A 21260-nucleotide genomic window follows, 5' to 3' on the forward strand; every position below is an offset into this window, starting at 1 on the left:
CGAGTTCCGGCACCCCAGCCGGACTACGCGATGTGGTCCTCTTCCAGCTCCGCCGTGTGGCGGTTGGTGAAACGGTTCACCATGCGCTTGGACTCCTCGGCGGGAAGGGTGACGCCGAACTCCGCCTCCACGTTGTCGATCAACTCGCGCGGCGTCGGATAGCTGCCGTTGATCGACTTCTTGAAGACCTGGTAGTACGACTCCTCGTCCGGGGCGGCCGGCTCCGGAGGGCCGCCGCCTTCGCCCAGCTCACGGGTGCGGCCGGGGCCGGCCGGGATGGGGAAGCTGCCCGTCTCCTCCGGGGAGGGCTCCGGGGCGGCCTGCCGGCCGGGGTCGCGGAGGTCGGGCGCCTCGAACCGCTGCTGCTGGTAGCGGGGGTCACGGGGGTCCGGCTCGAACTGCTGGTACCCCTGGTACTGCTGGTACTGGTCCGGGGCCTGCTCCTCGTACCACTCCTCGTACTGTTCCTCGGGGTCGTACGAGGGGTCGTAGCCACCCTGGTAGGGGACCTCCTGGGGGTGGCGGGCGTGCAGCCAGGGGCTCTCGTCGACCGGGGGTTCCTCCTCGGCGCGCGCCGGTGCGTGCTGCTCGGCGTACTCCGGGTGCTGCTCGGCGGGGGCACTCTCCAGCTGGGGGCGCTGTTCGCCGGGAGGCGCCGCCGCGGTCGCACGGGCCGTGCCGGGACGGACATCCGCGGCCGGGGCGATCTCCGCCGGCGGCAGCACCGCGGGCTCTATGCCCGCCGCCGCCAGACCCGCCGGAGCCGTTTCCGCCAGGGGGACGCCGTAGCGCGCGAGGCGCAGCGGCATCAGGGACTCCACCGGGGCCTTGCGGCGCCAGGCCCGGCCGAAGCGGGAGCGGAGGCGGGCCTGGTAGACGAGACGTTCCTGCTCCAGCTTGATGACCTGCTCGTAGGAGCGCAGCTCCCACAGCTTCATGCGCCGCCACAGCAGGAACGTGGGCACGGGGGAGAGGACCCACCGGGTGAGGCGGACGCCCTCCATGTGCTTGTCGGCGGTGATGTCGGCGATCCGGCCGACCGCGTGCCGGGCCGCCTCGACCGAGACGACGAACAGGATCGGGATCACCGAGTGCATGCCCACGCCCAGCGGGTCCGGCCAGGCCGCCGCGCCGTTGAACGCGATCGTCGCCGCCGTCAGCAGCCACGCCGTCTGGCGGAGCAGGGGGAAGGGGATGCGGATCCAGGTCAGCAGGAGGTCCAGGGCCAGCAGGACGCAGATACCCGCGTCGATGCCGATCGGGAAGACATAGCTGAAGTTCCCGAAGCCCTTCTGGAGGGCCAGCTCGCGCACCGCCGCGTAGGAACCCGCGAAGCCGATCCCGGCGATGATGACGGCGCCGAACACGACCACGCCGATGAGAACGCGGTGCATTCGAGTCAGCTGCATTGGCGCGGCCACCCGTACTCCCCTCCCCTTGCGTGTTGTTGCGCGCAACAGAGTGGCACATGCGTACGTCGGACGGATTGCCGGAGGCTGCGCAGCCCGGCCCCCACGGGGACCGGGCTCCGGTGAAACCGCAGGTGGAACGCGGCTACGACTTGGTCTTCCGGGTGCCGGACGTGGAGGAACCCGAGTCCGAATCGGAATCCGAGCCACCGCCCGAGTCGGAACTCACGTCCGCGCCCGAGCCGCCGGACGACGACGACTTCGTCGCGCCCTTCGAGGGAGTCTTGGAGGGGTCCTTCGAGGGCGTCTTCGAAGCGCTCTTCGACGGGGACGCCGACGGGTCCGTGCCGTCGTTCGCGTCCTCGATCGCCTCCACGGCCTCCTCGGCGGCGGACTTCGCGGACTTCAGCAGTGCGGCCGGGTCCGGGGTCTTGTCGCCGGCCAGACCGGCGCCGTTGTAGTCGAGCGTGATGACCACGTTCGCCGTGCGCACCACGATCGTCTGCTGCTTGAAGGTGTCGCCGTCCTTCTTCAGGTCGTACTTGACCACCGTCGCCTGGTCGCCCGTGCCCGTCAGCGGCTCCGTCTTGACGTTCTTCGCCCCGTCCACGGCCTTCGCCGCGGTCACCTTCGACTCGAACGCCTTGGCCGCGCGGTCCTCACCGGGGCCGTTCGCCTCGTCCGAGGCCAGCAGGTGCAGCGACACGCTCAGCCAGCGGTACTGGGAGCCGTCCACGCCGTTGTTGTCGAGGCTGATCCAGCGGCAGTCGCCGGTCACGTTTGCCTCGGCCTTGTTGATGGCCTTCCCGGACTTCACGCCCTTCGGCACCACCGACTTCAGCGTCTTGTCGGAGAACACCTCGCACGCGTCCGGCAGCGAGGCGTACTTCCCCGCGACCACCTCGGGCGTGGCACTCTGCGTCGCCGACCGGTCCAGCCCCGCCGGGGTGTCGTCACCGGAGGCGCTGTCGGAGCCGGAGTCCGACGAACAGCCGACCGCCAGCAGCATCACCGGCACGACCGCCGCGCCGACGAGAACCCGGGCCCGGCCCGGACGCCCGAGGTGTCCGACGCGCGTCATCCGCGGCGAACGCGCGAAGCGCGGCGACTGATGCTGATCTGACTCTGCGGCTCGTTGCATGGTTCCTTCACAATCGGATCGGGTCTCCGAGAGGCCACCGTACGCGGTGAAGAAGAAGTGCGGTTCTGAATCAGGGGGTTCACAACGACGCCCGAATCACCCCCGAGCGCCCCTCAGTCGTCGAACGCGGCGGCCAGCCGGTCCGCCAGATTCCGGGCCCTGTCCTGCATTTCCTCACTGTCCGGCACCACCGTCGTGGTCGCCGGCTGCTCCTCGTACTCCACGGTCACGATCACGTTCGACGTGCGGAAGACCACAGTCACCGTCCGCTGCTTGCTCGTCCCGAGCGTGTCGTCGAGGAACGCCTCGTCGCCGAGACCGTCGAGCGTGCGGGGCAGGAGGGAGGCGGGGGTGCCGGACGGGGAGGGGGAGGAGGAGCCGGCGGACGGGGAGGAGCCGGAGGGGGAGGCCGTGCGCGACGCGGTGGCGGAGGGGTTCGCCGACGGCTCGGCGGCGTCCGCGCCCGAGTCCGCGGGTTCGCCGGACTCCTCGTCCGTCCCCTGGTCCGTCTCCTGATCCGTCTCCTCGGTCTCCTCCTCGGAGGCGCTCGGCGTCGGCTCCGGGAGGTCGGCCGCCTCGACCTTGCCGCCGTAGACCTCCTGCGCCGTGCTGTCGTCGCTGACGGCGTTGTCGTAGGACACGACGCGTTCGAAGCTGACGAACAGATAGTGGGTGGCGTCCGGGGACTCCACCTTCCAGCGGCAGCCGGCCATGCGGTCCGTGTCGTACGTCTGTGTGGCCTCGCCCTTGTACGCCTGCTCGCGCCGGGTCGCGCCGGGGATCTGCCGGATGCCGGGGAGGAGGGTGTCGAGGGTGCCGGTGTCGACCGAGCCGCAGGGTTCGGGGAGCGTGGCGTAGCGGCCCGGCTGGGCCACGGTCGCCGACGCGGTGACCTCGCCCGGGCGGGGGTCGTCGTCCGAACTGCCGTCGTCGGAACCCGTGCACGCGGCCAGCAGTGCCGCGAGGAGCACGGCGACGCCGGGTACGTACGCCTTCCGCTGCACGGTGGGGCTCCTCTCGACGGGGTCCCTCGGGACGCCTGCGCTGTCCTGCCTGTGGTTATTCACTTGCCGCCCGGGGGTGACCCCCGGGCACCATGTGTATCGCACGCACTGCCGTGGACGCCGGTCCGGCATCCCTTTTCACCGCCCTTGGCATCGGTTTTGCGTTCTGAGACTTTCATCTGTTCTTCGGGGGAATGAGGACGTTTTGTCGTACGTCGAGATACCGGGCGCGAAGGTACCCATCCGTATGTGGACCGACCCCGCGTCGGTCGAGGAGGGGGCGCTCCAGCAGCTCCGCAACGTCGCCACCCTCCCCTGGATCAAGGGCCTCGCCGTCATGCCGGACGTGCACTACGGCAAGGGCGCGACGGTCGGGTCCGTCATCGCGATGCGGGGGGCCGTGTGTCCCGCGGCGGTCGGTGTCGACATCGGCTGCGGAATGTCGGCCGTGAAGACCTCCCTGACGGCCAATGACCTCCCCGGCGACCTCTCCCGGCTGCGCTCGAAGATCGAGCAGGCGATCCCGGTGGGGCGGGGGATGCATGACGACCCCGTCGATCCTGGACGGCTCCACGGCTTCGCGACCGGCGGGTGGGACGGCTTCTGGGAGCGGTTCGACGGGGTGGCGGACGCGGTCAAGTTCCGTCATGACCGGGCGGGGAAGCAGATGGGGACGCTTGGCGGGGGGAATCACTTTGTCGAAGTCTGCACGGATTCGACCGGTTCTGTCTGGCTGATGCTGCACTCCGGCTCCCGGAACATCGGCAAGGAGCTGGCGGAGCATCACATCGGCATCGCCCAGAAGCTCCCGCACAACCAGAACCTGGTCGACCGCGACCTCGCCGTCTTCGTCGCGGACACCCCGCAGATGGCGGCGTACCGCAACGACCTGTTCTGGGCGCAGGAGTACGCGAAGTACAACCGCTCGATCATGATGGCGCTGCTCAAGGACGTCGTGCGCAAGGAGTTCAGGAAGGCGAAGCCGGTCTTCGAGCCCGAGATCAGCGCGCACCACAACTACGTGGCCGAGGAGCGCTACGACGGCATGGACCTCCTGGTGACCCGTAAGGGCGCGATCCGCGCGGGCTCCGGGGAGTACGGGATCATCCCCGGCTCGATGGGCACCGGTTCGTACATCGTCAAGGGCCTCGGCAACGAGAAGGCCTTCAACTCGGCTTCGCACGGCGCCGGTCGGCGGATGAGCCGGACGGCGGCGAAGCGGCGCTTCTCGACCAAGGACCTGGAGGAGCAGACGCGGGGCGTGGAGTGCCGCAAGGACTCCGGTGTCGTGGACGAGATCCCGGGCGCCTACAAGCCGATCGAGCAGGTCATCGACCAGCAGCGGGACCTGGTGCGGGTGGTGGCGAAGCTGAAGCAGGTCGTGTGCGTGAAGGGCTGAGGCCCTGGCGCGGCCGCTCCCGCTGAAGGCCCCCGGCCGCGTGCGAGGCTGGGGGCATGGTCATCGCCCGCTCCGCCGCTCTGTTCGTGCTCGCCGCGCTGTTCGAGATCGGTGGGGCCTGGCTGGTGTGGCAGGGGGTGCGGGAGCATCGCGGGTGGGTGTGGATCGGGGCGGGGGTCGTCGCGCTGGGGGCGTACGGGTTCGTGGCGACGTTCCAGCCGGACGCGCACTTCGGGCGGATCCTCGCCGCGTACGGCGGGATCTTCGTGGCCGGGTCGATCGCCTGGGGGATGGTCGCCGACGGCTACCGGCCCGACCGCTGGGACGTGTCGGGCGCGTTGGTCTGCCTCGCGGGCATGGCGGTGATCATGTACGCGCCGCGGGGCGGGTGACGGCGGACGGCCGCCGCTACGACGGCTGGGCCGGGTCCTCCGGCAGCAGGCCGAGCTGGTTCAGGAAGTCCAGCTGGTCGAAGTAGAGCCGGTAGCTGGTGATCCGGCCGTCCCGGACGGTGGCGAAGTCCACGCCGCGCATCCTGATGTCCCGCTGGGTCGCGGGGAGGGTCGTCCCGTCGGGGAACGCCATCGGGCCGCTGTTCCTGCCGCTGAAGATGCCCTCGTCGATGGCGGTGTCGCCGACCTCGAACGAGGCGAGCGACTCGTAGGTGGCATCGGGTACGGCGTCCGTCATCTGGCGCCAGTACTCGGCGATCTCGTCCCGCCCGTGGATCTCTCCGGCGTCGGGGGTGTGGGCAACCGCGTCCTCCGCGAAGAGGTTCGCGATGGTCTTCGGGTCCTGGTGTGTGGTGAGCGCCTCGGTGAGCTGGTCCATCAGCTCGCGCGCCTGTCCCATGATCCACCTCCTGTGCAGGGGATCACCCCTCTCATTGTCCCACCGCACGCCTATCCTGGCTGGGCAGAACGCCGTTCGATACGCACAGTCGCGCACGCGTCGCTCACACGCGCGTCCGCGCAGCGCCCACGCTCAGGAGCAGCTCATGGCCCCCGCCGCACCGTCCGCCGCCTCCCGCATCGCCGTCGTCACCGGTGCGAGCGGCGGGATCGGCGCCGCCACGGCCCGGCAGCTCGCCGCCGCGGGGTACCGCGTGGTGCTGACCGCGCGCCGCAAGGACCGTATCGAGGCGCTGGCCGAGGAGATCAACGACGGGGGCGGGCAGGCCACCGCGTACCCCCTGGACGTCACGGACCGCGCGGCGGTCGACGAGTTCGCGTCCGCGTTCAAGAAGATCGGTGTGCTGGTCAACAACGCGGGCGGCGCGCTCGGCGCCGATCCGGTGGCGACCGGCGACCCGGCCGACTGGCGCACGATGTACGAGACGAACGTCATCGGCACGCTGAACCTCACCCAGGCCCTGCTGCCCGCGCTGACCGCGAGCGGTGACGGCACGGTGGTCGTGGTGTCGTCGACGGCCGGGCACGGGACGTACGAGGGCGGCGGGGGCTATGTCGCCGCCAAGCACGGCGTGCACGTCCTCGCCGAGACCCTGCGGCTGGAGATCGTCGGCACGCCGGTCCGGGTCATCGAGGTCGCGCCCGGCATGGTGAAGACGGACGAGTTCGCCCTGACCCGCTTCGGCGGCGACGCGCAGAAGGCGGCGAGCGTCTACGCGGGCGTCGCGGAGCCCCTGACCGCCGACGACGTCGCCGACACGATCACCTGGGCGGTCACCCGGCCCAGCCACGTCAACGTCGACCTGCTCGTCCTGCGCCCGCGCGCCCAGGCCTCCAACACCAAGGTCCACCGGGAGCTGTGATGGCGCCGGAGGAGGGCCGGGCGCCGCAGGACGGTCCGGCGCCCGGGGCTGCCGGCCCGACGGCCGAGCGGCGCCGGCTCGCCGAGGAGAAGAGGAACGAGCGGTACGTGTGGTGGTACCTCGCGTACTTCCTCTTCGGCATCCACATCGTGGCCTTCGTGATGATCTACGCGGTCATGCACGCGAAATAGCCGCCGCCCGGGAAGTCCGCCGCCGGTCAGGCCGAGGACATCGCGTCCGCGTACGCCGTCGGGGGCACCCCCACCGTGGCCGTGAAGTCGCGGACGAGGTGGGCCTGGTCGGCGTACCCGAGGTCGGCGGCGAGGGCGGCCCAGTCGACGGCCCGGTCGGTCTCGGCGCGTTCCAGGGCCTCGTGGATGCGGTAGCGCAGGATGACCCACTTGGGGCCGACGCCCACGTACGCGGAGAACAGGCGCTGCAGGAGCCGTACGGACAGGCCCTCGGCGCGGGCGAAGTCGGTGACGCGGCGGATGGTGCGGTCGGTGCGGATCCGGGTGACCAGGGCCATGGCGAGGTCCGCCTGGGGGTCGGGCTCCGGGGCGAGCCCGGTCAGGAACGCGTCGAGGGCGGCGACGCGGGTGTCCTCGTCGTCGGGGGTGAGGATCGCGGCCGGGGTGACGGCGGTGTCGGGGAACGCCTCGGGCTGTCGTACGCGGCGGCCGGTCCAGTGGGTCGCGGGGTGGGCCGGGGTGAAGGGGCGGAAACCGCCGGGGCGGAACTGGATGCCGCAGACCCGGCCCCTGCCCTGCAGTTTCTGGGTGAAGAGACCGAGACCGACGCCGGAGATCTCGGCGAAGGGCTCCTGTCCCTCGTAGCGCTGGAAGACGACGTTGACCGACGGGTGCGGGACGACCTGGGAGACGTACGGCTCGGGCAGGTCCCAGTCGATCAGCCAGTAGTGCTCCAGATACGGGCGCAGCGGCTCGGCGGGTTCGCGGCGGCGGAAGCGGACCCGGGCGAAAAGCTCCGGGGCGTCGACGATGCCTCGGGTGTCACGGCGTGGGGCGGCCATGAGGAGATCGTAGGGACGACCACTGACAGTGGCCCGGCTCGTGCTCTCGCCCCGGAGGAACGCTCCGGAGGAATAGTGGAGAGGGGGCCCTCGTTCATGGGTATAGTTGAATCGTAAACAACCTGGGAGGGTGGCAGCGATGATGCAGTTCGGGATCTTCAGTGTCGGAGACGTGACTCCGGACCCCACCACGGGCCGGACGCCGACCGAGCGCGAGCGCATCAAGGCGATGGTCGCGATCGCGCTCAAGGCGGAGGAGGTCGGGCTCGACGTCTTCGCCACCGGCGAGCACCACAACCCGCCCTTCGTGCCGTCGTCGCCCACGACCATGCTCGGCTACATCGCCGCGCGCACGGAGAAGCTGGTCCTCTCCACCTCCACCACCCTCATCACCACCAACGACCCGGTGAAGATCGCCGAGGACTTCGCGATGCTCCAGCACCTGGCCGACGGCCGGGTGGACCTGATGATGGGGCGCGGCAACACCGGGCCCGTCTACCCCTGGTTCGGACAGGACATCCGGCAGGGCATCAACCTCGCCGTCGAGAACTACGCGCTGCTGCGCCGCCTGTGGCGCGAGGACGTCGTCAACTGGGAGGGCAAGTTCCGCTCGCCGCTCCAGGGCTTCACCTCCACCCCCCGCCCGATGGACGACGTACCGCCGTTCGTCTGGCACGGCTCCATCCGCTCGCCCGAGATCGCCGAGCAGGCCGCGTTCTACGGTGACGGCTTCTTCCACAACAACATCTTCTGGCCGGCCGACCACACCAAGCGGATGGTCGAGCTGTACCGGCAGCGGTTCGCGCACTACGGGCACGGCACGCCCGAGCAGGCGATCGTGGGACTCGGCGGGCAGGTGTTCATGCGCAAGAACTCGCAGGACGCGGTGCGGGAGTTCCGGCCGTACTTCGACGTCGCGCCGGTGTACGGCAACGGGCCCTCGCTGGAGGACTTCACCGACCAGACCCCGCTCACCGTCGGCTCGCCGCAGCAGGTGATCGAGAAGACGCTGGCCTTCCGGGAGTACGCCGGTGACTACCAGCGGCAGTTGTTCCTCCTGGACCACGCGGGGCTGCCCCTGAAGACCGTGCTGGAGCAGCTCGACCTGCTCGGCGAGGAGGTCGTGCCGGTGCTGCGCGCGGAGTTCGCGAAGGGGCGGCCGGCTCAGGTGCCGGACGCGCCGACGCACGGGTCGCTGCTGGCCGCGGCGGAGAAGGACGCGGGGACGCGGAGCGCGGGCACGAAGGGTGTGAAGGACGCGAAGGGCGTGGAGAAGAAGGAGAGCGTGGCATGAAGCTGGTCGTCGTCTCGGCGGGGCTGAGCGTGCCGTCGTCCACGCGGCTGCTGGGGGACCGGCTGGCCGCGGCGGTCGCCGGGCACGACGCCTCGGTGGAGGTCCAGGTCGTCGAACTGCGCGACCTGGCCGTGGAGATCGCGCACCACCTCACCAACGGGTTCCCCGGCCGGAAGCTCGCCGCCGCGCTCGACGCGGTGGCGGGGGCCGACGGGCTGGTCGTGGTGACACCGGTGTTCTCCGCCTCGTACAGCGGGTTGTTCAAGTCGTTCTTCGACGTGCTCGACCGCGACGCGCTGGCGGGGAAGCCGGTGCTGATCGCCGCCACCGGGGGATCGGCCCGGCACTCGCTGGTGCTGGAGCACGCGATGCGGCCGTTGTTCGCGTACCTGCGGGCCGTGGTCGTGCCCACGGGGGTGTACGCCGCCTCCGAGGACTGGGGTGCGCAGGGGCTGGCCGGGCGGATCGAGCGGGCGGCCGCGGAGCTGAGCCGGTTGATGGGCGGGCTGTCCCGGGAGGCGGCCGCCACGCCGGCCGAGCCCGAGGAGTTCGTCGTCGTCCCCTTCGCCGAACAGCTGGCGGCGCTGCGGGGCTGAGCCTCGCCGTCGGGGGTGGTGCGGGCCTCAGGCCACGGGTTGCTCGTGGTTGCCCGCACCCGCGCGGCGGAGCCGGGGCTGCGACGGTCCCGCGGCCCTGAGGAACGCCGGCGTCGCCCTCTTCCAGGAACGCAGCCGGTGCCCCAGCCAGGCCCGCACCCGCGTCAGCTCCCGCTCCCAGGCACGGTGGACCCGCGTCGCGCGCAGGTCGGCGAACAGGCGCTCGTACTCGGCGACGATCGGGGCCGGGTCGTAGCGGTGGGCGCTCGCGAGGGCGGCCCGGCCCATGGCGCGGCGCAGGTCCGGGTCGGCGGTGAGGTCGAGAATGGCCTCGGCGAGGGCGTGGGGGTCGTCGACGGGGACGAGGCGGCCGTCGGTGCCGTCGGTGATGATCTCGGCGGGGCCGAGCGGGCAGTCGGTGCTGACGACGGGCACGCCGCAGCGCATGGCCTCGACGAGGGTCATGCCGAAGGACTCGGCGTCCGAGGCGCTGACGACGACGGAGGCGCGCGCGAACTCCTCCTCGATCGGCGTGTGCGGGCCCATCAGATGGGCCCGGTCGGTGAGGCGGAGGTCCTCGATCAGGGCCTCCAGCCGGTCCTTCTGCTTGCCGCCGCCGTAGATGCGAAGCTGCCAGTCCGGTTCCTTCGCGGCGACCTTCGCGAACGCCTCCAGCAGGAGGTCGAAGCGTTTGCCGCGGGCCAGGCGCCCGGCCGCCGCGATGACGGGGGCCGTGACGTCCGACGGTGCGACCGAGGCCGGCGGGACGATGTTGGGCACCGGCATCACCCGTACGCCCGGCAGTTTCATCCGTGCGCGGTACACCGCCGCGTCCGCCGCCGTGGTCGTGACGACCGCGTCCAGGGTGCGGTAGTGACGGGCGAGGACCTTGCGGAGCTGCTTGCCGTGGGCGTCGTGGCGCAGGTGCTCCTGGCCGATGCGCAGGGCCCGGCGCGGCGCGAAGCGGGAGACGTAGACGTTGATGCCGGGGCGGGTGCCGATGACGACGTCCGCGCCGCAGCGGGCCAGATAGGCGCGGACCCGGAGGTCGGTGAGCCGGCTGTACTGGCGGTGCCGCTTGTCCTGCGCCGGAAAGTCCACGGCGGGCTGCACCTGGGCGGGATCGCGCAGGTCGGGGCTGTACGGGCGGATGTCCACCAGGGGGACGAGCGTGACTCTCGGGTCGACCGTGAAACGCGGTTCGTCCAGGTGACGGGCCATCGAGGCGATCTCCACGTCGTGGTGGTCCGCGAGCGCCGACGCCAGGTTCAGCGTCGTACGGACGGTGCCGCCGATGGCGTACGCGTTGTGCAGCAGGAACACGATCTTCATGCGGCGGCTCAAGGCCCTGCCTTCCCGACGGTGTGGGGGGGTGCGGTTGTGCGACGGTGGCACGGTTGTCCGGTGATGCAACTGCTGATGGTGGTTTGGCTGGTTCGGACCCTTTGTACTCCATCTGTTCGCTCCGGTCGGGTTCCCGTGCGGGCGGGTGTCACACGGACACGCTGCTCCGGAGGGGTAAGCCGGGCGCGCGGTCGGGGTGAGAGGCCGGTAAGAAGGGCCGTCCGGGGCCCCCGGCGAGGTGGTGGGCGCCGGTGACCTTGGCAGACTGGTGGGGTGCCCCAGAACGTGCTGCTCGCCGAGGACGACCGCGCCATCCGCCATGCCCTGGAACGCGCGCTGACCCTGGAGGGGTACGAGGTCACGGCGGTCGCCGACGGCGTCGAGGCGCTCGCCCAGGCCCACCGCACCCAGCCCGACGTGCTCGTGCTGGACGTGATGATGCCCGGCATAGACGGGCTCCAGGTGTGCCGTGTGCTGCGCGCGGAGGGTGACCGGACGCCGATCCTGATGCTCACCGCGCTCGTGGAGACCGCCGACCGGATCGCCGGGCTCGACGCCGGCGCGGACGACTACGTCGTCAAACCGTTCGACGTGGAAGAGGTGTTCGCGCGGTTGCGCGCACTCCTGCGCAGGACGGGCAACGACGGCTTCGCCCGCCCCCTCCCGCCACCGGCGGGCGCGGTGGCCGGCCCCGCCGGGGCGGCGGCCCCGGACGGCGGCGGGCTGCTCACGGCCGCCGGGCTGCGGATGGACGTCCAGGCGCGGCGGGCCTGGCGCGGGACGCGCGAACTGGAGCTGACCCGCACCGAGTTCGACCTCCTGGAACTGCTCGTCCGCAACGCGGGCATCGTCCTCGACCATGCGACGATCTACGACCGCATCTGGGGCTACGACTTCGGCCCCGGCTCCAAGAACCTCGCCGTCTACGTCGGTTATCTGCGCCGCAAGCTCGACGAGCCCGGGGCGCCGGCGCTGATCCACACCGTGCGGGGTGTGGGGTACGCGCTGCGGGAAGACTGAGGGCGGCGCCCGGTGCCGCCGCGTCCCGTCCGGGCGCTGTCCCGGCTGCTCGCCCGGCTGCGGCCGGTCCCCTCGCTGCGGGCGACCTTCACCGTGTCGTTCGTGGCGGTGGCGTGTGTCGTCACCGTCCTCGTCGGGATCCTCAGCTACAGCGCGGCGGCGCGGCTGGTGCGGGTCGACGAGCAGACCGTGTTCGCCGAGGTCGTGCGTGATCTGCGGGAGCTGGTCGAGCAGGACCGGCTGACCCCGGAGGACTTCGCGCCGAGCGGCAGCGGCGGCCCGCGCGACGACCTGATCCGCTCCGGCCGCACCGACGTGCAGGTGCTCGGCCCGCACGGCGAGATCCTGGAGAAGGGCGCCCCCGGCCTGCCCGTACGCGACGCGGACCGCCGTACGGCCGACACGGCCCTGCCCGGGGTGATGGTCGAGCACGGTGAGGTCGAGGTCGGTGACGACCGCTACCGGGTGGTGACCGTCGCCCTCGGCGGCGGCCGGGGCGCCGTGCAGGTCGCGCAGGAGTTCAGCGACACGGAGGATCTGCTGCGGGAGCTGCAGCAGCGGACCCTGCTGTTCGTGTCCGGCATCGTCATCTCCGCCGGGCTGTTCGGATGGTGGCTGGCGCGGCGGCAGACCCGGCGGCTCGTGCAGCTGGCGGGGGCGGCGGAGGACGTGGCGCGGACCGGGCGGCTGGGCATCCAGGTGCCGGTCGCGGGCCGGGACGAGGTGGGGCGGCTCGGGCGTTCCTTCGATCGCATGCTGGTCCGCCTCGCCCAGTCGGAGGAGGACCAGCGGCGGCTGGTCCAGGACGCCGGGCACGAACTGCGCACCCCGCTGACCTCCCTGCGGACGAACATCTCGCTGCTGCGGCGCATCGACGAGCTGCCGTCCCGGATGCGTGCGGAACTCGTCGACGACCTCTCCCAGGAGGCCCTCGAACTGACCGATCTGGTCAACGAGTTGGTCGACCTCGCGGCCGGGCAGTCCAGCACCGAGCCCGTGCAGCGGGTCGACCTGGCGGACCTGGCGGAGGAGGTCGCGGGGACCGCCCGCCGCCGTACCGGCCGCGAGGTCCTCGTCCGCGTGGCCGGTGACACGACCGTCGAGGGGCGGCCCGGGGCCCTCCAGCGGGCCATCTCCAACCTGGTGGAGAACGCGGCGAAGTTCGACCGCGCGGGGTCCGGGGCGATCGTGGTGGTCGTGGCGCGGGGGTCGGCGGGAGAACTGGGGGAGCTGGGCGGGCTGGAGGAGTGGGGGGAGCCGGGCGTGCGGGGCCAGGGGGGTCCGGGGAGCCTGGGAGATCACGGTGGCGCGCGGGAATCGGGTGGCTCGCGCGCGTCGGGTGGCTCGCGCGCGTCGGGTGGGGCGCGTGCGGCGGGTGCGGCGGGTGCCGGTTCGGATGTCGTCCGCGTCGAGGTCCTCGACCGGGGTCCCGGTGTCCCCGACTGCGATCTCGAACGCATCTTCGATCGCTTCTATCGCGCCCCGGACGCCCGCAGCCTGCCCGGGTCCGGGCTCGGGCTGTCGATCGTGCGCGCGGTGGCGGCCGCGCACGGCGGCGCGCCGTTCGCGTTCCGGCGGGAGGGCGGGGGGCTGGTGACCGGGTTCACGGTCCGGGACGCGGGCGGGTGACCGGGGCCGGCCACCCGGCCCGCCGGCACCGTCCGGCCCGGCCCGGTCCGGTCAGGCGTAGGTCCAGCGCCAGGCGTTCGAGCGGTAGGCGCACGTGATCTCGGTGCCGTCCTCGGTGGTGGTGACGGCCCCGTGGTCGCTGTTGCGGCAGAACTGCCCCGCCGAGTAGCAGTTGCCGGAGTTGGAGACGATCGAACAGGTGCCGACGGAGTCCTGGCCGCCGGTGTCGTCACTGCCGCCGCCGGGGTCGCTGCCGCTGTCGGCCGCCTTCGCGACGGCGGTCTCGGTGACGGTGACGGTGGGGCGCGGCTTCGCCTTGGCCTTGACGGTCTCGGTGACGGTGGGGCCGGGCTCGGGTGTGGCCGTCACGGTCGCCGTGACGGTCGTACGGGGCTTGGTGGTGGCCTGCACGCCCTCCTGTCCGTCGCCCCCGGCGGACCCGATGAGCGTGCCCGTCATGAGCAGGGCGGAGCCGCCGACCCACACGAGGACCCGCTTGCGCAGCGGGCGGGTGTCGGGCGGGCGGGGCGCCGACGGTGTGGGGCCGGTGTACGGGTTGGTCATCTCGTCCCCCTGGGCGTTTCGGGTGGAGTGACCGTAGTGCCCGGTGGCGCCGGATGCGGGGGAGTGGGGGAGAGGAGGCCATTCCGTGACCGGTGGGTCCTCGTCGGCCCGCTCGACACGGACGCCGCGCGCGGTGGGCGCGGTGCCGGACCCCGGGAGGCCGGGGTGCCGCGTCAGGCGGTGGGCCGGGTCGCCCCCGCGCTCCAGCGGCCGAGCACCGGCTCGCCGAGGGTGCGGGCCGTCCGGCACAGGGTCTGGCCGTGGCGCGCGAAGAGTTCGTCGCGGTCGTCGAAGTGGCCGAGGTCGGCGACCACTCGGGCGGAGAGGTCGCAGGTGCCGGGGGCCGTGCCGCAGGAGTCCCACTGGACGCCGGTACGGGCGATCGCGTCGAAGAGGGTCTCGCCGCCCCGGTTGGCGAAGCCGTCGCCGCCCGTGGCGGGGGCGTCGAAGAGGTCGCCGATCGGGAGCCACGCGCCGCTGATCCTGAACTCCGGCCAGGCCAGCAGGACCTGCTCCGGCACGAACGGCTTCAGCCGCGGGAACCTCGGATACCAGAAGGTCCCGTCCACCAGCAGCCCGCGCACCCGCGTCCGTACGCGTACGGCCCGGGCGACGGCCTCCAGCGCGGCCATCCGCTGACTGCACGAGCCACGCCGCAGCCGCAGCGTCCGCGACACGCGCCGGCGGTCCTCCACCGAGTACACCGGGCGGACGTCCCGCGCGATGATCCGGTGCGCGGTCCGCAGCGCGTCACGCGGTGTCGCCTCGCTCAGCACCCGGCGCGCGAGGGCGCCCACCAGTGGATCGTCGTGGTCCAGGATCGCCGTGGCCCGCGTGGACCCCACCACGCCCGCCGACTCCCGGGCGGGCACCCCGGCCCGTTTGCCCTGCGCGTTGTACGACATGAGCAGTCGACTGGTCATGACAGTTCCGTCCCCGTGCCCGTTCGGTTTCCGCCCCCGCGAGGAGCGCCGCCCGTCCCCTACGGGCGCCCGGCGCCCATCATCACACGACGACCGGGCGGGGCCGCGGGCCACTCGGGAGGGGGGCGGGACGGTGGCCGGGGCCGCGGCTGCCGGGGGGTCCCGGCGGTGCGCTTTCGTAGTACTTCCACCGACCCCATTGCGGCGGCGTGAACACGCCGACTACGGTCGTCCCTGCGCTCACGGAGAGTGTGCACCTGATTACTCAGACATATCCAGCCTGCAGCGAGCCCTGTACTCGAATCTCTCATACTCCATCCCCTGCGTACCGCCAGTTGAAAGCGCACCCCGGGCCGTCGACACCCGAGGAGGAGCCACCGACGCGGTAGGGACCCGAGCAATCCCTTCTCGTCGCAACGGAGTTGATCGCACATGACCGAAACAGCCCCTGACGTCGCCGACCCGATCCCGGACACCGCCCCCTGGCTCTCGCCCGCGGCGACGACCTACACCCTCTCCTGTCCCTCCCTCGACACATCCCCCCACATCGCGCGCGACTTCGTCGCCACCGTCCTGCGCGCCCTCGGCCTCGACACCCTCGTCGAAGCCGCCGCCCTGTGCACGTCCGAGCTGGTCACGAACGCCTGTGTGCACGCCAAGGGCGGAGGGTCGGTGCTCCGGCTGACGGTCGAGTCCTGGCGGGTCCGGGTCATCGTCTACGACGGCGACGAGAACCCGCCCGTCATGCGGGAGTTGACCCCGGGCGGCTGGGAGGAGGGCGGCCGCGGTCTCTACCTGGTCGACGCCCTCACGGACGGCCACTGGGGAACGTCCACCACCGTCCCCCAGGGCGACGGCCTCACCCGACCCGACGGCAAGGCGGTGTGGTTCGACCTGGCGGCGCCGGGCGGGTCCGTGCTGGGGTGATCCCATGCGAAGCAGAGCGGCGTTTGTTGCGGATGTGTATGGCCTCGGGGGCGGGGCGTGGGACATGGTGCCTGTCGCCCGGGGGGCGTTGGGGCAGGTCTGGAGGCTGTCCGGTGGTGGCGGGGGATCGTGGGCGGTGAAGGAGTTGCTGTTCGGGTGTGATGTCGAGCAGGTGGGGCGGGAGGCGGCCTTACGGGACGCGGCCGAGGAGCTGGGGATCTCCGCACCCCGCCTCTTCGCGGACCGGGACGGGGCGTATGTGTCCCGGCTGCCCGACTCGATGGGCGGGGCGTACGTGAAGGTGTACGACTGGGTCGACGGGAGCGAGGCGGACCCGGCCGATCCGGAGGTACTGGAGTGGTGCGGGCGGACGCTCGCTCTGTTGCACCGGGCCGGGGAGGGGGCGAAGGAGACGCCCGACGGGTGGTACGAGCGGTGCCCCGGGGAGGGCGACTGGGCCGCGTTGTGCGAGGCGGTCGGGCGGGCCGGGGTGCCCTGGGCACACGCGCTGGAGCGGTTCGTCGCCGGCCCGGCGCGGGAGCTGGCGGCGTACGTCACCCCCTGCGAAGGCGGTGACGTGGTGACCTCGCATCTCGACGTGCGGCCGCAGAACGTGCTGGTGGGGCGGTCCGGACCGGTCCTCCTCGACTGGGACAACGCCGGGCCCGTGTCGGCGGAGCGCGAACTCGCCCGCGCCGTCCATGTGTGGGCCGGCGGTGACGACTTCCGCGCCGCTGCCGCCCGGCGGCTGGTGCGGGGCTACCGGGAGGCGGGGGGCCGCGCGGTCGTGCGGGGGGCGGAGTCGTTCTCCATGCTCTTCGCGACGGAGCTGAACTACGTCCGCGTGCAGGCCGCGTGCGCGGTCGATCCGGAGGTGACCGAGGCGCAGCGGGCGTTCGCGAGCGAGCAGGTCGTGGGTCTGCTGGGGAGGCTGCCCGACCCGGCCGCCGTCTCCCGGCTGGTGGAGGCGCTGGCTGCCGGGTGGTGAGGCCGGTCCGTCGAGGGCTCGTTCAGGTGCGGTCGATGTGCACGTTCGTCGACTTCACGCGGGCCGTGGCCTCCATGCCGACCTCCAGGCCCAGCTCCTCCACGGCCTCCCGCGTGAGCAGGGAGACCAGGCGGTGCGGGCCCGCCTGGATCTCCACCTGGGCCGCCACGTCACCGAGTTTCACGGCGGTGACGATGCCGGGGAAGGCGTTGCGGGCCGACGTGTAGGGGGCGTCGGCCTCGTCGGCGGTGTCCGAGGCCAGCTCCACGGAGAAGGCGGCGAGGTCTTTGCCGTCGATGAGCCGCCGGCCGTTCTCGTCGCGGCGGGTCGCCACCCGGCCCGCGTCCGCCCATCGCCGCGCGGTGTCGGGGCTGATCCCCAGCAGCCGCGCGGCCTGACCGATCGTGTAGGACTGCATGGCGCCAAGATATGCGCCGCCGGACGCCCGCTCGGCCCCGCCACCGGGGAACCGGCCGGGCGCCCGGTCACCGCAGCGTCGTCAGGAACTTCCCCAGCCGGGCGACGCCCTCGCGCAGCTCGTCCGCCGAGGCCGCGTAGGAGAGGCGGACGTGGGTGTCGGCGGTGTGCGTGCCGAAGTCCCGGCCGGGCGTCAGCGCGACGTGCGCCTCCCGCAGCGCGCGCTCGCAGAACTCCCAGGACGTGAGGCCGGTCCCGCTGACGTCGAAGTAGACGTAGAACGCTCCGTCGGGCGGCACCGGGACCGGCAGCCCGATCCGCGCCAGCCCGTCCAGGACGAGCGCGCGCCGCGCGCCGAACTCCACCCGGCGGGCCTCGCAGACCGCCAGCGACTCGGGGGTGAAGCAGGCGAGGGCGGCGTGCTGGGCGGGGGCGGAGGCGCAGAGGAAGTAGTTCTGCGCGAGGCGTTCCAGGGCCGGTACGAGGGTCTCGGGGACGACGCACCAGCCGAGCCGCCAGCCGGTCATGCCGAAGTACTTCGAGAAGCTGTTGATCACGACGGCCCCGGGGTCGAACGACAGCGCGCTGCGCGGCGGGCGGCCCCGCTCGTCGTGGTCGCCGAGGTCGAGGTAGATCTCGTCGACGAGTCGCCAGGCGTCGCGCTCACGCGCCAGGTCGCAGAGCGCGGCCAGCTCGTCGGCGGGGACGGAGGTGCCGGTGGGGTTGGAGGGGGTGGCGACCATGACCCCGCGCGTACGGTCCGTCCAGTGCGCCCGCACCGCCGCCGCGTCCAGCTGGAACCGGCTCGCGGCGGTGGTGGGCACGAGGGTGACCTCGGCACCGAAGCTCTCGACGATCTGCCGGTTGCAGGGGTAGGAGGGGTCGCCGATGAGCACCTCGTCACCGGGGTCCACGAGGGCGGCGGTGGCCAGCACGAGCGCGGCCGAGGCGCCCGCCGTGACGACGATCCGGCCCGGGTCGACCTCGACGCCGTGCCGATCCCGGTAGAACCCCGCGACGGCCTCCCGCAGGGCCGGCAGTCCGAGCGCCGCGGTGTACGTCATCGGCCGCCCGTCCATGACGTCCCGCATCGCCGCCACGACGGCCGGGGGAGCACCGAAGTCCGGTTCCCCGAGGCTGAGTTTGACGACGTCATGGCCCTGCGCGGTCAGCGAGGCGGCCTGCTTGGCGAACTCCATGGCGTAGAAGGGGGCGACGGCGCGGGCCCGCCGCGAGACCCGCACACCGCCGCTGCCTCCGAGGCCACCCGTACCGCCCATGTCACTGATGCCGCTCGCGTCGTTCACATCGCTCATGCCCCTCATGCTGCGGCCCACAGGGGGCTCGGGGCCAGCGGCGACCGGGGTGCGGACGGTGGAGGGCGGAGGAAGGGGGTGAGGCCCAGGACCGGCGACGGTCCGGGGCCTCGTGCGCGGCGCGCCGGGCGGCACGGGCGCCGCGCGGTAGGGGACGGCGGCATGCGTCCGCGGGATCGCGGCCCAGGAGGCGGCGGCGCCGACCCCCGCACGCTCACACGGCCGTGCCGGACGGGGAGGTCCCGCGCCGGGGCCGCCCGGGCCGGCCGGTGGTCGCCGCTACGCCGTGAGCGCCCCCGCGACCAGCCCCGCCGCCCTGGCCACCAGCGGGTTGTCCGTGGGGCCCTCGGGGTCGTACTTGGTCGACAGCACGGACAGGACCAGGGGCGGGCGGCCGGGCGGCCAGACGACGCCGACGTCGTTGGCGACCCCGTACGCCGATCCGCCGCCGGTCTTGTCCGCGAGCGTCCAGTCGGCGGGGAGGCCTGCCCGGAAGCGCTCGACGTTCGTCGAGTTGGCGACCAGCCAGCCGGTCAGCAGGTCCCGGTCCGCGTCCGGCAGGGCCCGGCCGAGGAGGAGCCGCGCGTAGGTTCCGCCGATCGCCCGCGGGGTGGTGGTGTCGGTCGTCCGCCACGGTTCCGCCGTGTTCAGCTCGGGTTCCCAGCGGTCGAGGCGGGTCGTCCGGTCGCCCAGCGAGCGGCAGAAACGGGTGATCGCGGTGGGCCCGCCCAGCTCGCGCAGCAGCAGGTTCCCGGCCCCGTTGTCGCTGTGCGAGACGGTCGCGGCGCACAGCTCCCCGACGGTCATACCGGTCGAGACGTTCTCGACCGTGATGGGGCAGTAGCCCGCCGCCTTGACGTACTCCTCCGTGTAGTGGATCCGCCGGGCGAGGTACTCGCCGTCGCGGTCGAGGTCCCGTAACACGGCCCCCGCCGCGAGCGTCTTGAACACCGAGCAGAGGGGGAACCGCTCGTCCGCCCGGTACGCCACCGTGCGCCCGGTGGCCGTGTCGTGGGCGAAGACCCCCAGCCGCGCGGAGTACTCCCGCTCCAGCTCGCCCAGTCGGCCCGCGAGCCCCGTGTCGTCCGGAGCCGAGGCGTGCGCCGGCCCGGCACCGACCGTGCCGAGCGCACCCACGGCGCCCAGGCCGCTCAACCCGCCCAGACCGAGCACCGTGCGACGGCGGAGGCCTGATCCCTTGCTTTCCAAGGTCTTCTCCCTACGTGGTCGTGATCTCTGTCCCGACTCCGGAGACGTCACTCCCGTCACACGGGGTTCCCCTCACAACAGGGCGGGCGCGTGGAAGGTGCCCAGGCCGGCGGCGAGGTCGCGGTCGAGCCAGTACCGGCGCGGCTCGGCGAGCATCACGTCGACGCGGGCCGTGAGGATGCCGGGGATCTCGGCGAGGTCGTGGTCGACGAACGCGGCCAGGGCGGAGCGGTCGGTGACCAGGCCCGTGGCGAGGACCGACATGTCACTGGCGACGTGGGCGACGAGGCGGGTCTGCGGGAGCCGGTCGATGCGGCGCATGACGTCGGGGGTCTCGCCGGGGGCGACCCGCAGCCGGAGGATGAACGGCGTCTGGAAGCCGAGCCGCTCCGACACGATCTCCAGCCGGGGCCGCACCAGCGTTCGTCCAGGACCCGGCGGACGACGCGGTGCGCGGTGGAGGTGGCCGGCCCCGCGCCGCGTCCGATGCTCGCGGAGGAGGCCCGGCCGTCCTGGGCCAGCTGGGCGACGACGGTGCGTTCGGCCTCGCTGAGGGGCTTGGCGGGACGCTGGTGCTGGAGCCGACCGCGCACGGCGCGGTGAAGACCGCCCGCAAGGGCACCGGGATCTTCCGGGTCACGGCCACGGGCGTCGAGTCGCACGCCGGGCTCGCGCCGCAGGACGGGGCGAGCGCGATCCTGGCGCTGGCCGAGTTCGTGATCGCGGCCGCGGCCGTCGCCGCGCCCGAGTGGGGCACGACGGTCAACACCGGGGTGGTCAGCGGCGGTTCGGCGGTCAGCGTGGTCGCGGGGTCGGCCACCGCCGGCATCGACATCAGGGTTGCCGGCGCGGCCGAACAGGCCCGTGTGGACGCCGAGTTCGCCGCCATCGAGGTCACCGACCCCCGGGTGCGCATCGAGGTCGACCACGACTGGAACCATCCGCCGATGGCCCTCGGCGCCGCCTCCGCCCCGCTCCTGGACCTCGCCCGCGGGACCGCCCGCGCCCAGGGCCGCGAGGAGTTGCCCACCGCCGCCGTCGGCGGGGCCAGCGACGCCAACTTCGTCGCCGCCCTCGGCCTCCCCGTCCTGTGCGGCATGGGCGCGACCGGCGACGGCGCCCACGCCCGGGGTGAGTACATCCTCCCGGACACGGTCCCGGCCCAGACGGCCCTGGTGGCCGGGATGCTGCTCCGCCTGACCCGGCCGCCGCGGAGCGGACCGGCCGGGTGCGCGCCGGTCCGGCGCATGACGAGGGCGGGGTCGCGAGAACC

At 72.8% G+C, this 21260-nt stretch carries 21 protein-coding genes and 2 pseudogenes; 11 read left to right on the plus strand and 12 right to left on the minus strand.

The window, feature by feature from the left end; genetic code table 11:
* Positions 1 to 23 precede the first annotated feature (23 nt).
* From H4687_RS26640 to H4687_RS26650, 3 genes are all read right to left on the minus strand, one after another.
* Complete coding sequence (locus H4687_RS26640) at positions 24 to 1394, minus strand: DUF2637 domain-containing protein (RefSeq protein WP_046917996.1); 1371 nt, start codon at positions 1392 to 1394, stop codon at positions 24 to 26.
* A 160-nt stretch (positions 1395 to 1554) separates the two neighbouring features.
* Positions 1555 to 2490 carry a hypothetical protein gene (locus tag H4687_RS26645; RefSeq protein ID WP_046917997.1) on the minus strand — a complete coding sequence of 312 codons (936 nt, stop codon included), beginning with the start codon at positions 2488 to 2490 and terminating at the stop codon, positions 1555 to 1557.
* A gap of 173 nt (positions 2491 to 2663) precedes the next feature.
* Complete coding sequence (locus tag H4687_RS26650; RefSeq protein WP_050398094.1) at positions 2664 to 3554, minus strand: hypothetical protein; 891 nt, start codon at positions 3552 to 3554, stop codon at positions 2664 to 2666.
* A gap of 205 nt (positions 3555 to 3759) precedes the next feature.
* Between H4687_RS26650 and H4687_RS26655 the strand changes: the two genes are divergently transcribed.
* Together H4687_RS26655 and H4687_RS26660 are read left to right on the plus strand one after the other, a co-directional pair.
* Positions 3760 to 4953 (plus strand): RtcB family protein, encoded by a 1194-nt coding sequence (locus H4687_RS26655; RefSeq protein ID WP_046919322.1) that lies wholly within the window; start codon positions 3760 to 3762, stop codon positions 4951 to 4953.
* A gap of 56 nt (positions 4954 to 5009) precedes the next feature.
* Positions 5010 to 5345 carry a YnfA family protein gene (locus tag H4687_RS26660; RefSeq protein WP_050398095.1) on the plus strand — a complete coding sequence of 112 codons (336 nt, stop codon included), beginning with the start codon at positions 5010 to 5012 and terminating at the stop codon, positions 5343 to 5345.
* A gap of 16 nt (positions 5346 to 5361) precedes the next feature.
* Here H4687_RS26660 and H4687_RS26665 read toward each other — a convergent pair whose 3' ends face one another.
* The gene (locus H4687_RS26665) at positions 5362 to 5805 is read right to left on the minus strand and encodes an ester cyclase (protein ID WP_046919480.1); all 444 of its coding nucleotides are present in this window, start codon (positions 5803 to 5805) and stop codon (positions 5362 to 5364) included.
* Positions 5806 to 5950: 145 nt separating this feature from the next.
* Here H4687_RS26665 and H4687_RS26670 point away from each other — a divergent pair, with 145 nt between their 5' ends.
* Entirely contained in the window at positions 5951 to 6727 is a 777-nt protein-coding gene (locus H4687_RS26670; protein ID WP_046919479.1) for an SDR family NAD(P)-dependent oxidoreductase, read from the plus strand.
* Positions 6727 to 6918: a hypothetical protein gene (locus H4687_RS26675; protein ID WP_046919478.1), complete on the plus strand. Its 192-nt coding sequence runs from the start codon at positions 6727 to 6729 to the stop codon at positions 6916 to 6918. Before H4687_RS26670 ends, H4687_RS26675 begins: the two co-directional genes overlap by 1 nt.
* 26 nt (positions 6919 to 6944) lie before the next feature.
* On the opposite strand, the gene H4687_RS26680 is transcribed toward H4687_RS26675, so the two are convergent.
* The gene (locus H4687_RS26680; protein WP_050398096.1) at positions 6945 to 7760 is read right to left on the minus strand and encodes a helix-turn-helix transcriptional regulator; all 816 of its coding nucleotides are present in this window, start codon (positions 7758 to 7760) and stop codon (positions 6945 to 6947) included.
* Between the two features lie 142 nt (positions 7761 to 7902).
* Here H4687_RS26680 and H4687_RS26685 point away from each other — a divergent pair, with 142 nt between their 5' ends.
* Together H4687_RS26685 and H4687_RS26690 are read left to right on the plus strand one after the other, a co-directional pair.
* Positions 7903 to 9054, plus strand: coding sequence for an LLM class flavin-dependent oxidoreductase (locus tag H4687_RS26685; RefSeq protein WP_046918332.1), 1152 nt, complete (start codon positions 7903 to 7905; stop codon positions 9052 to 9054).
* Positions 9051 to 9650 carry a CE1759 family FMN reductase gene (locus H4687_RS26690; protein WP_005476502.1) on the plus strand — a complete coding sequence of 200 codons (600 nt, stop codon included), beginning with the start codon at positions 9051 to 9053 and terminating at the stop codon, positions 9648 to 9650. The genes H4687_RS26685 and H4687_RS26690 overlap by 4 nt, the downstream gene beginning before the upstream one ends.
* Before the next feature lie 27 nt (positions 9651 to 9677).
* On the opposite strand, the gene H4687_RS26695 is transcribed toward H4687_RS26690, so the two are convergent.
* Complete coding sequence (locus tag H4687_RS26695) at positions 9678 to 10982, minus strand: glycosyltransferase family 4 protein (RefSeq protein ID WP_046918329.1); 1305 nt, start codon at positions 10980 to 10982, stop codon at positions 9678 to 9680.
* 297 nt (positions 10983 to 11279) lie between these two features.
* Here H4687_RS26695 and H4687_RS26700 point away from each other — a divergent pair, with 297 nt between their 5' ends.
* Both H4687_RS26700 and H4687_RS26705 read left to right on the plus strand, forming a co-directional pair.
* Positions 11280 to 12014, plus strand: a complete 735-nt coding sequence (locus H4687_RS26700; protein ID WP_046918331.1) for a response regulator transcription factor — start codon at positions 11280 to 11282, stop codon at positions 12012 to 12014.
* A 12-nt stretch (positions 12015 to 12026) separates the two neighbouring features.
* The gene (locus tag H4687_RS26705; protein WP_050398097.1) at positions 12027 to 13643 is read left to right on the plus strand and encodes a sensor histidine kinase; all 1617 of its coding nucleotides are present in this window, start codon (positions 12027 to 12029) and stop codon (positions 13641 to 13643) included.
* A gap of 51 nt (positions 13644 to 13694) precedes the next feature.
* Here the strand turns inward: H4687_RS26705 and H4687_RS26710 are convergent, their stop codons facing one another.
* Both H4687_RS26710 and H4687_RS26715 read right to left on the minus strand, forming a co-directional pair.
* Entirely contained in the window at positions 13695 to 14207 is a 513-nt protein-coding gene (locus H4687_RS26710) for a hypothetical protein (protein ID WP_046919937.1), read from the minus strand.
* Between the two features lie 173 nt (positions 14208 to 14380).
* On the minus strand, positions 14381 to 15130 hold the full coding sequence (locus tag H4687_RS26715) for a transglutaminase domain-containing protein (RefSeq protein ID WP_046919935.1): 750 nt from the start codon (positions 15128 to 15130) through the stop codon (positions 14381 to 14383).
* A gap of 432 nt (positions 15131 to 15562) precedes the next feature.
* On the opposite strand from H4687_RS26715, the gene H4687_RS26720 reads away from it, so the two are divergent.
* Positions 15563 to 16057, plus strand: coding sequence for an ATP-binding protein (locus H4687_RS26720; protein ID WP_050398098.1), 495 nt, complete (start codon positions 15563 to 15565; stop codon positions 16055 to 16057).
* A 4-nt stretch (positions 16058 to 16061) separates the two neighbouring features.
* The gene (locus H4687_RS26725) at positions 16062 to 17045 is read left to right on the plus strand and encodes a phosphotransferase enzyme family protein (protein WP_050398099.1); all 984 of its coding nucleotides are present in this window, start codon (positions 16062 to 16064) and stop codon (positions 17043 to 17045) included.
* A 22-nt stretch (positions 17046 to 17067) separates the two neighbouring features.
* Here H4687_RS26725 and H4687_RS26730 read toward each other — a convergent pair whose 3' ends face one another.
* From H4687_RS26730 to H4687_RS26745, 4 genes and pseudogenes are all read right to left on the minus strand, one after another.
* On the minus strand, positions 17068 to 17463 hold the full coding sequence (locus H4687_RS26730) for a TOBE domain-containing protein (RefSeq protein WP_046917409.1): 396 nt from the start codon (positions 17461 to 17463) through the stop codon (positions 17068 to 17070).
* A gap of 67 nt (positions 17464 to 17530) precedes the next feature.
* Positions 17531 to 18778 (minus strand): pyridoxal phosphate-dependent aminotransferase, encoded by a 1248-nt coding sequence (locus H4687_RS26735; protein ID WP_046917408.1) that lies wholly within the window; start codon positions 18776 to 18778, stop codon positions 17531 to 17533.
* A 279-nt stretch (positions 18779 to 19057) separates the two neighbouring features.
* On the minus strand, positions 19058 to 19987 hold the full coding sequence (gene bla / locus H4687_RS26740; protein ID WP_373560627.1) for a class A beta-lactamase: 930 nt from the start codon (positions 19985 to 19987) through the stop codon (positions 19058 to 19060).
* Positions 19988 to 20059: 72 nt separating this feature from the next.
* Positions 20060 to 20553 (minus strand): annotated as a pseudogene (locus tag H4687_RS26745) (Lrp/AsnC family transcriptional regulator); the annotation flags it as partial.
* Between H4687_RS26745 and H4687_RS26750 the strand changes: the two are divergent.
* Positions 20551 to 21204 (plus strand): annotated as a pseudogene (locus tag H4687_RS26750) (M20/M25/M40 family metallo-hydrolase); the annotation flags it as partial. The pseudogenes H4687_RS26745 and H4687_RS26750 sit on opposite strands and share 3 nt — an antisense overlap.
* Positions 21205 to 21260: the final 56 nt, after the last annotated feature.

It is taken from the genome of Streptomyces stelliscabiei (assembly GCF_014873495.1).
Taxonomy (GTDB): Bacteria; Actinomycetota; Actinomycetes; order Streptomycetales; family Streptomycetaceae; genus Streptomyces; species Streptomyces bottropensis.

Excerpts from the sequence above, each read along its gene's own strand:
- H4687_RS26645 (WP_046917997.1), bottom strand. The coding sequence starts at position 2,490 with ATGACGCGCGTCGGACACCTCGGGCGTCCGGGCCGGGCCCGGGTTCTC.
- H4687_RS26685 (WP_046918332.1), top strand. The coding sequence starts at position 7,903 with ATGCAGTTCGGGATCTTCAGTGTCGGAGACGTGACTCCGGACCCCACC.
- H4687_RS26640 (WP_046917996.1), bottom strand. The coding sequence starts at position 1,394 with ATGCACCGCGTTCTCATCGGCGTGGTCGTGTTCGGCGCCGTCATCATC.
- H4687_RS26710 (WP_046919937.1), bottom strand. The coding sequence starts at position 14,207 with ATGACCAACCCGTACACCGGCCCCACACCGTCGGCGCCCCGCCCGCCC.
- H4687_RS26730 (WP_046917409.1), bottom strand. The coding sequence starts at position 17,463 with ATGCAGTCCTACACGATCGGTCAGGCCGCGCGGCTGCTGGGGATCAGC.
- H4687_RS26715 (WP_046919935.1), bottom strand. The coding sequence starts at position 15,130 with ATGACCAGTCGACTGCTCATGTCGTACAACGCGCAGGGCAAACGGGCC.
- H4687_RS26680 (WP_050398096.1), bottom strand. The coding sequence starts at position 7,760 with ATGGCCGCCCCACGCCGTGACACCCGAGGCATCGTCGACGCCCCGGAG.
- H4687_RS26725 (WP_050398099.1), top strand. The coding sequence starts at position 16,062 with ATGCGAAGCAGAGCGGCGTTTGTTGCGGATGTGTATGGCCTCGGGGGC.
- H4687_RS26695 (WP_046918329.1), bottom strand. The coding sequence starts at position 10,982 with ATGAAGATCGTGTTCCTGCTGCACAACGCGTACGCCATCGGCGGCACC.
- H4687_RS26670 (WP_046919479.1), top strand. The coding sequence starts at position 5,951 with ATGGCCCCCGCCGCACCGTCCGCCGCCTCCCGCATCGCCGTCGTCACC.
- H4687_RS26675 (WP_046919478.1), top strand. The coding sequence starts at position 6,727 with ATGGCGCCGGAGGAGGGCCGGGCGCCGCAGGACGGTCCGGCGCCCGGG.
- H4687_RS26690 (WP_005476502.1), top strand. The coding sequence starts at position 9,051 with ATGAAGCTGGTCGTCGTCTCGGCGGGGCTGAGCGTGCCGTCGTCCACG.
- H4687_RS26735 (WP_046917408.1), bottom strand. The coding sequence starts at position 18,778 with ATGAGCGATGTGAACGACGCGAGCGGCATCAGTGACATGGGCGGTACG.
- H4687_RS26665 (WP_046919480.1), bottom strand. The coding sequence starts at position 5,805 with ATGGGACAGGCGCGCGAGCTGATGGACCAGCTCACCGAGGCGCTCACC.
- H4687_RS26660 (WP_050398095.1), top strand. The coding sequence starts at position 5,010 with ATGGTCATCGCCCGCTCCGCCGCTCTGTTCGTGCTCGCCGCGCTGTTC.
- H4687_RS26720 (WP_050398098.1), top strand. The coding sequence starts at position 15,563 with ATGACCGAAACAGCCCCTGACGTCGCCGACCCGATCCCGGACACCGCC.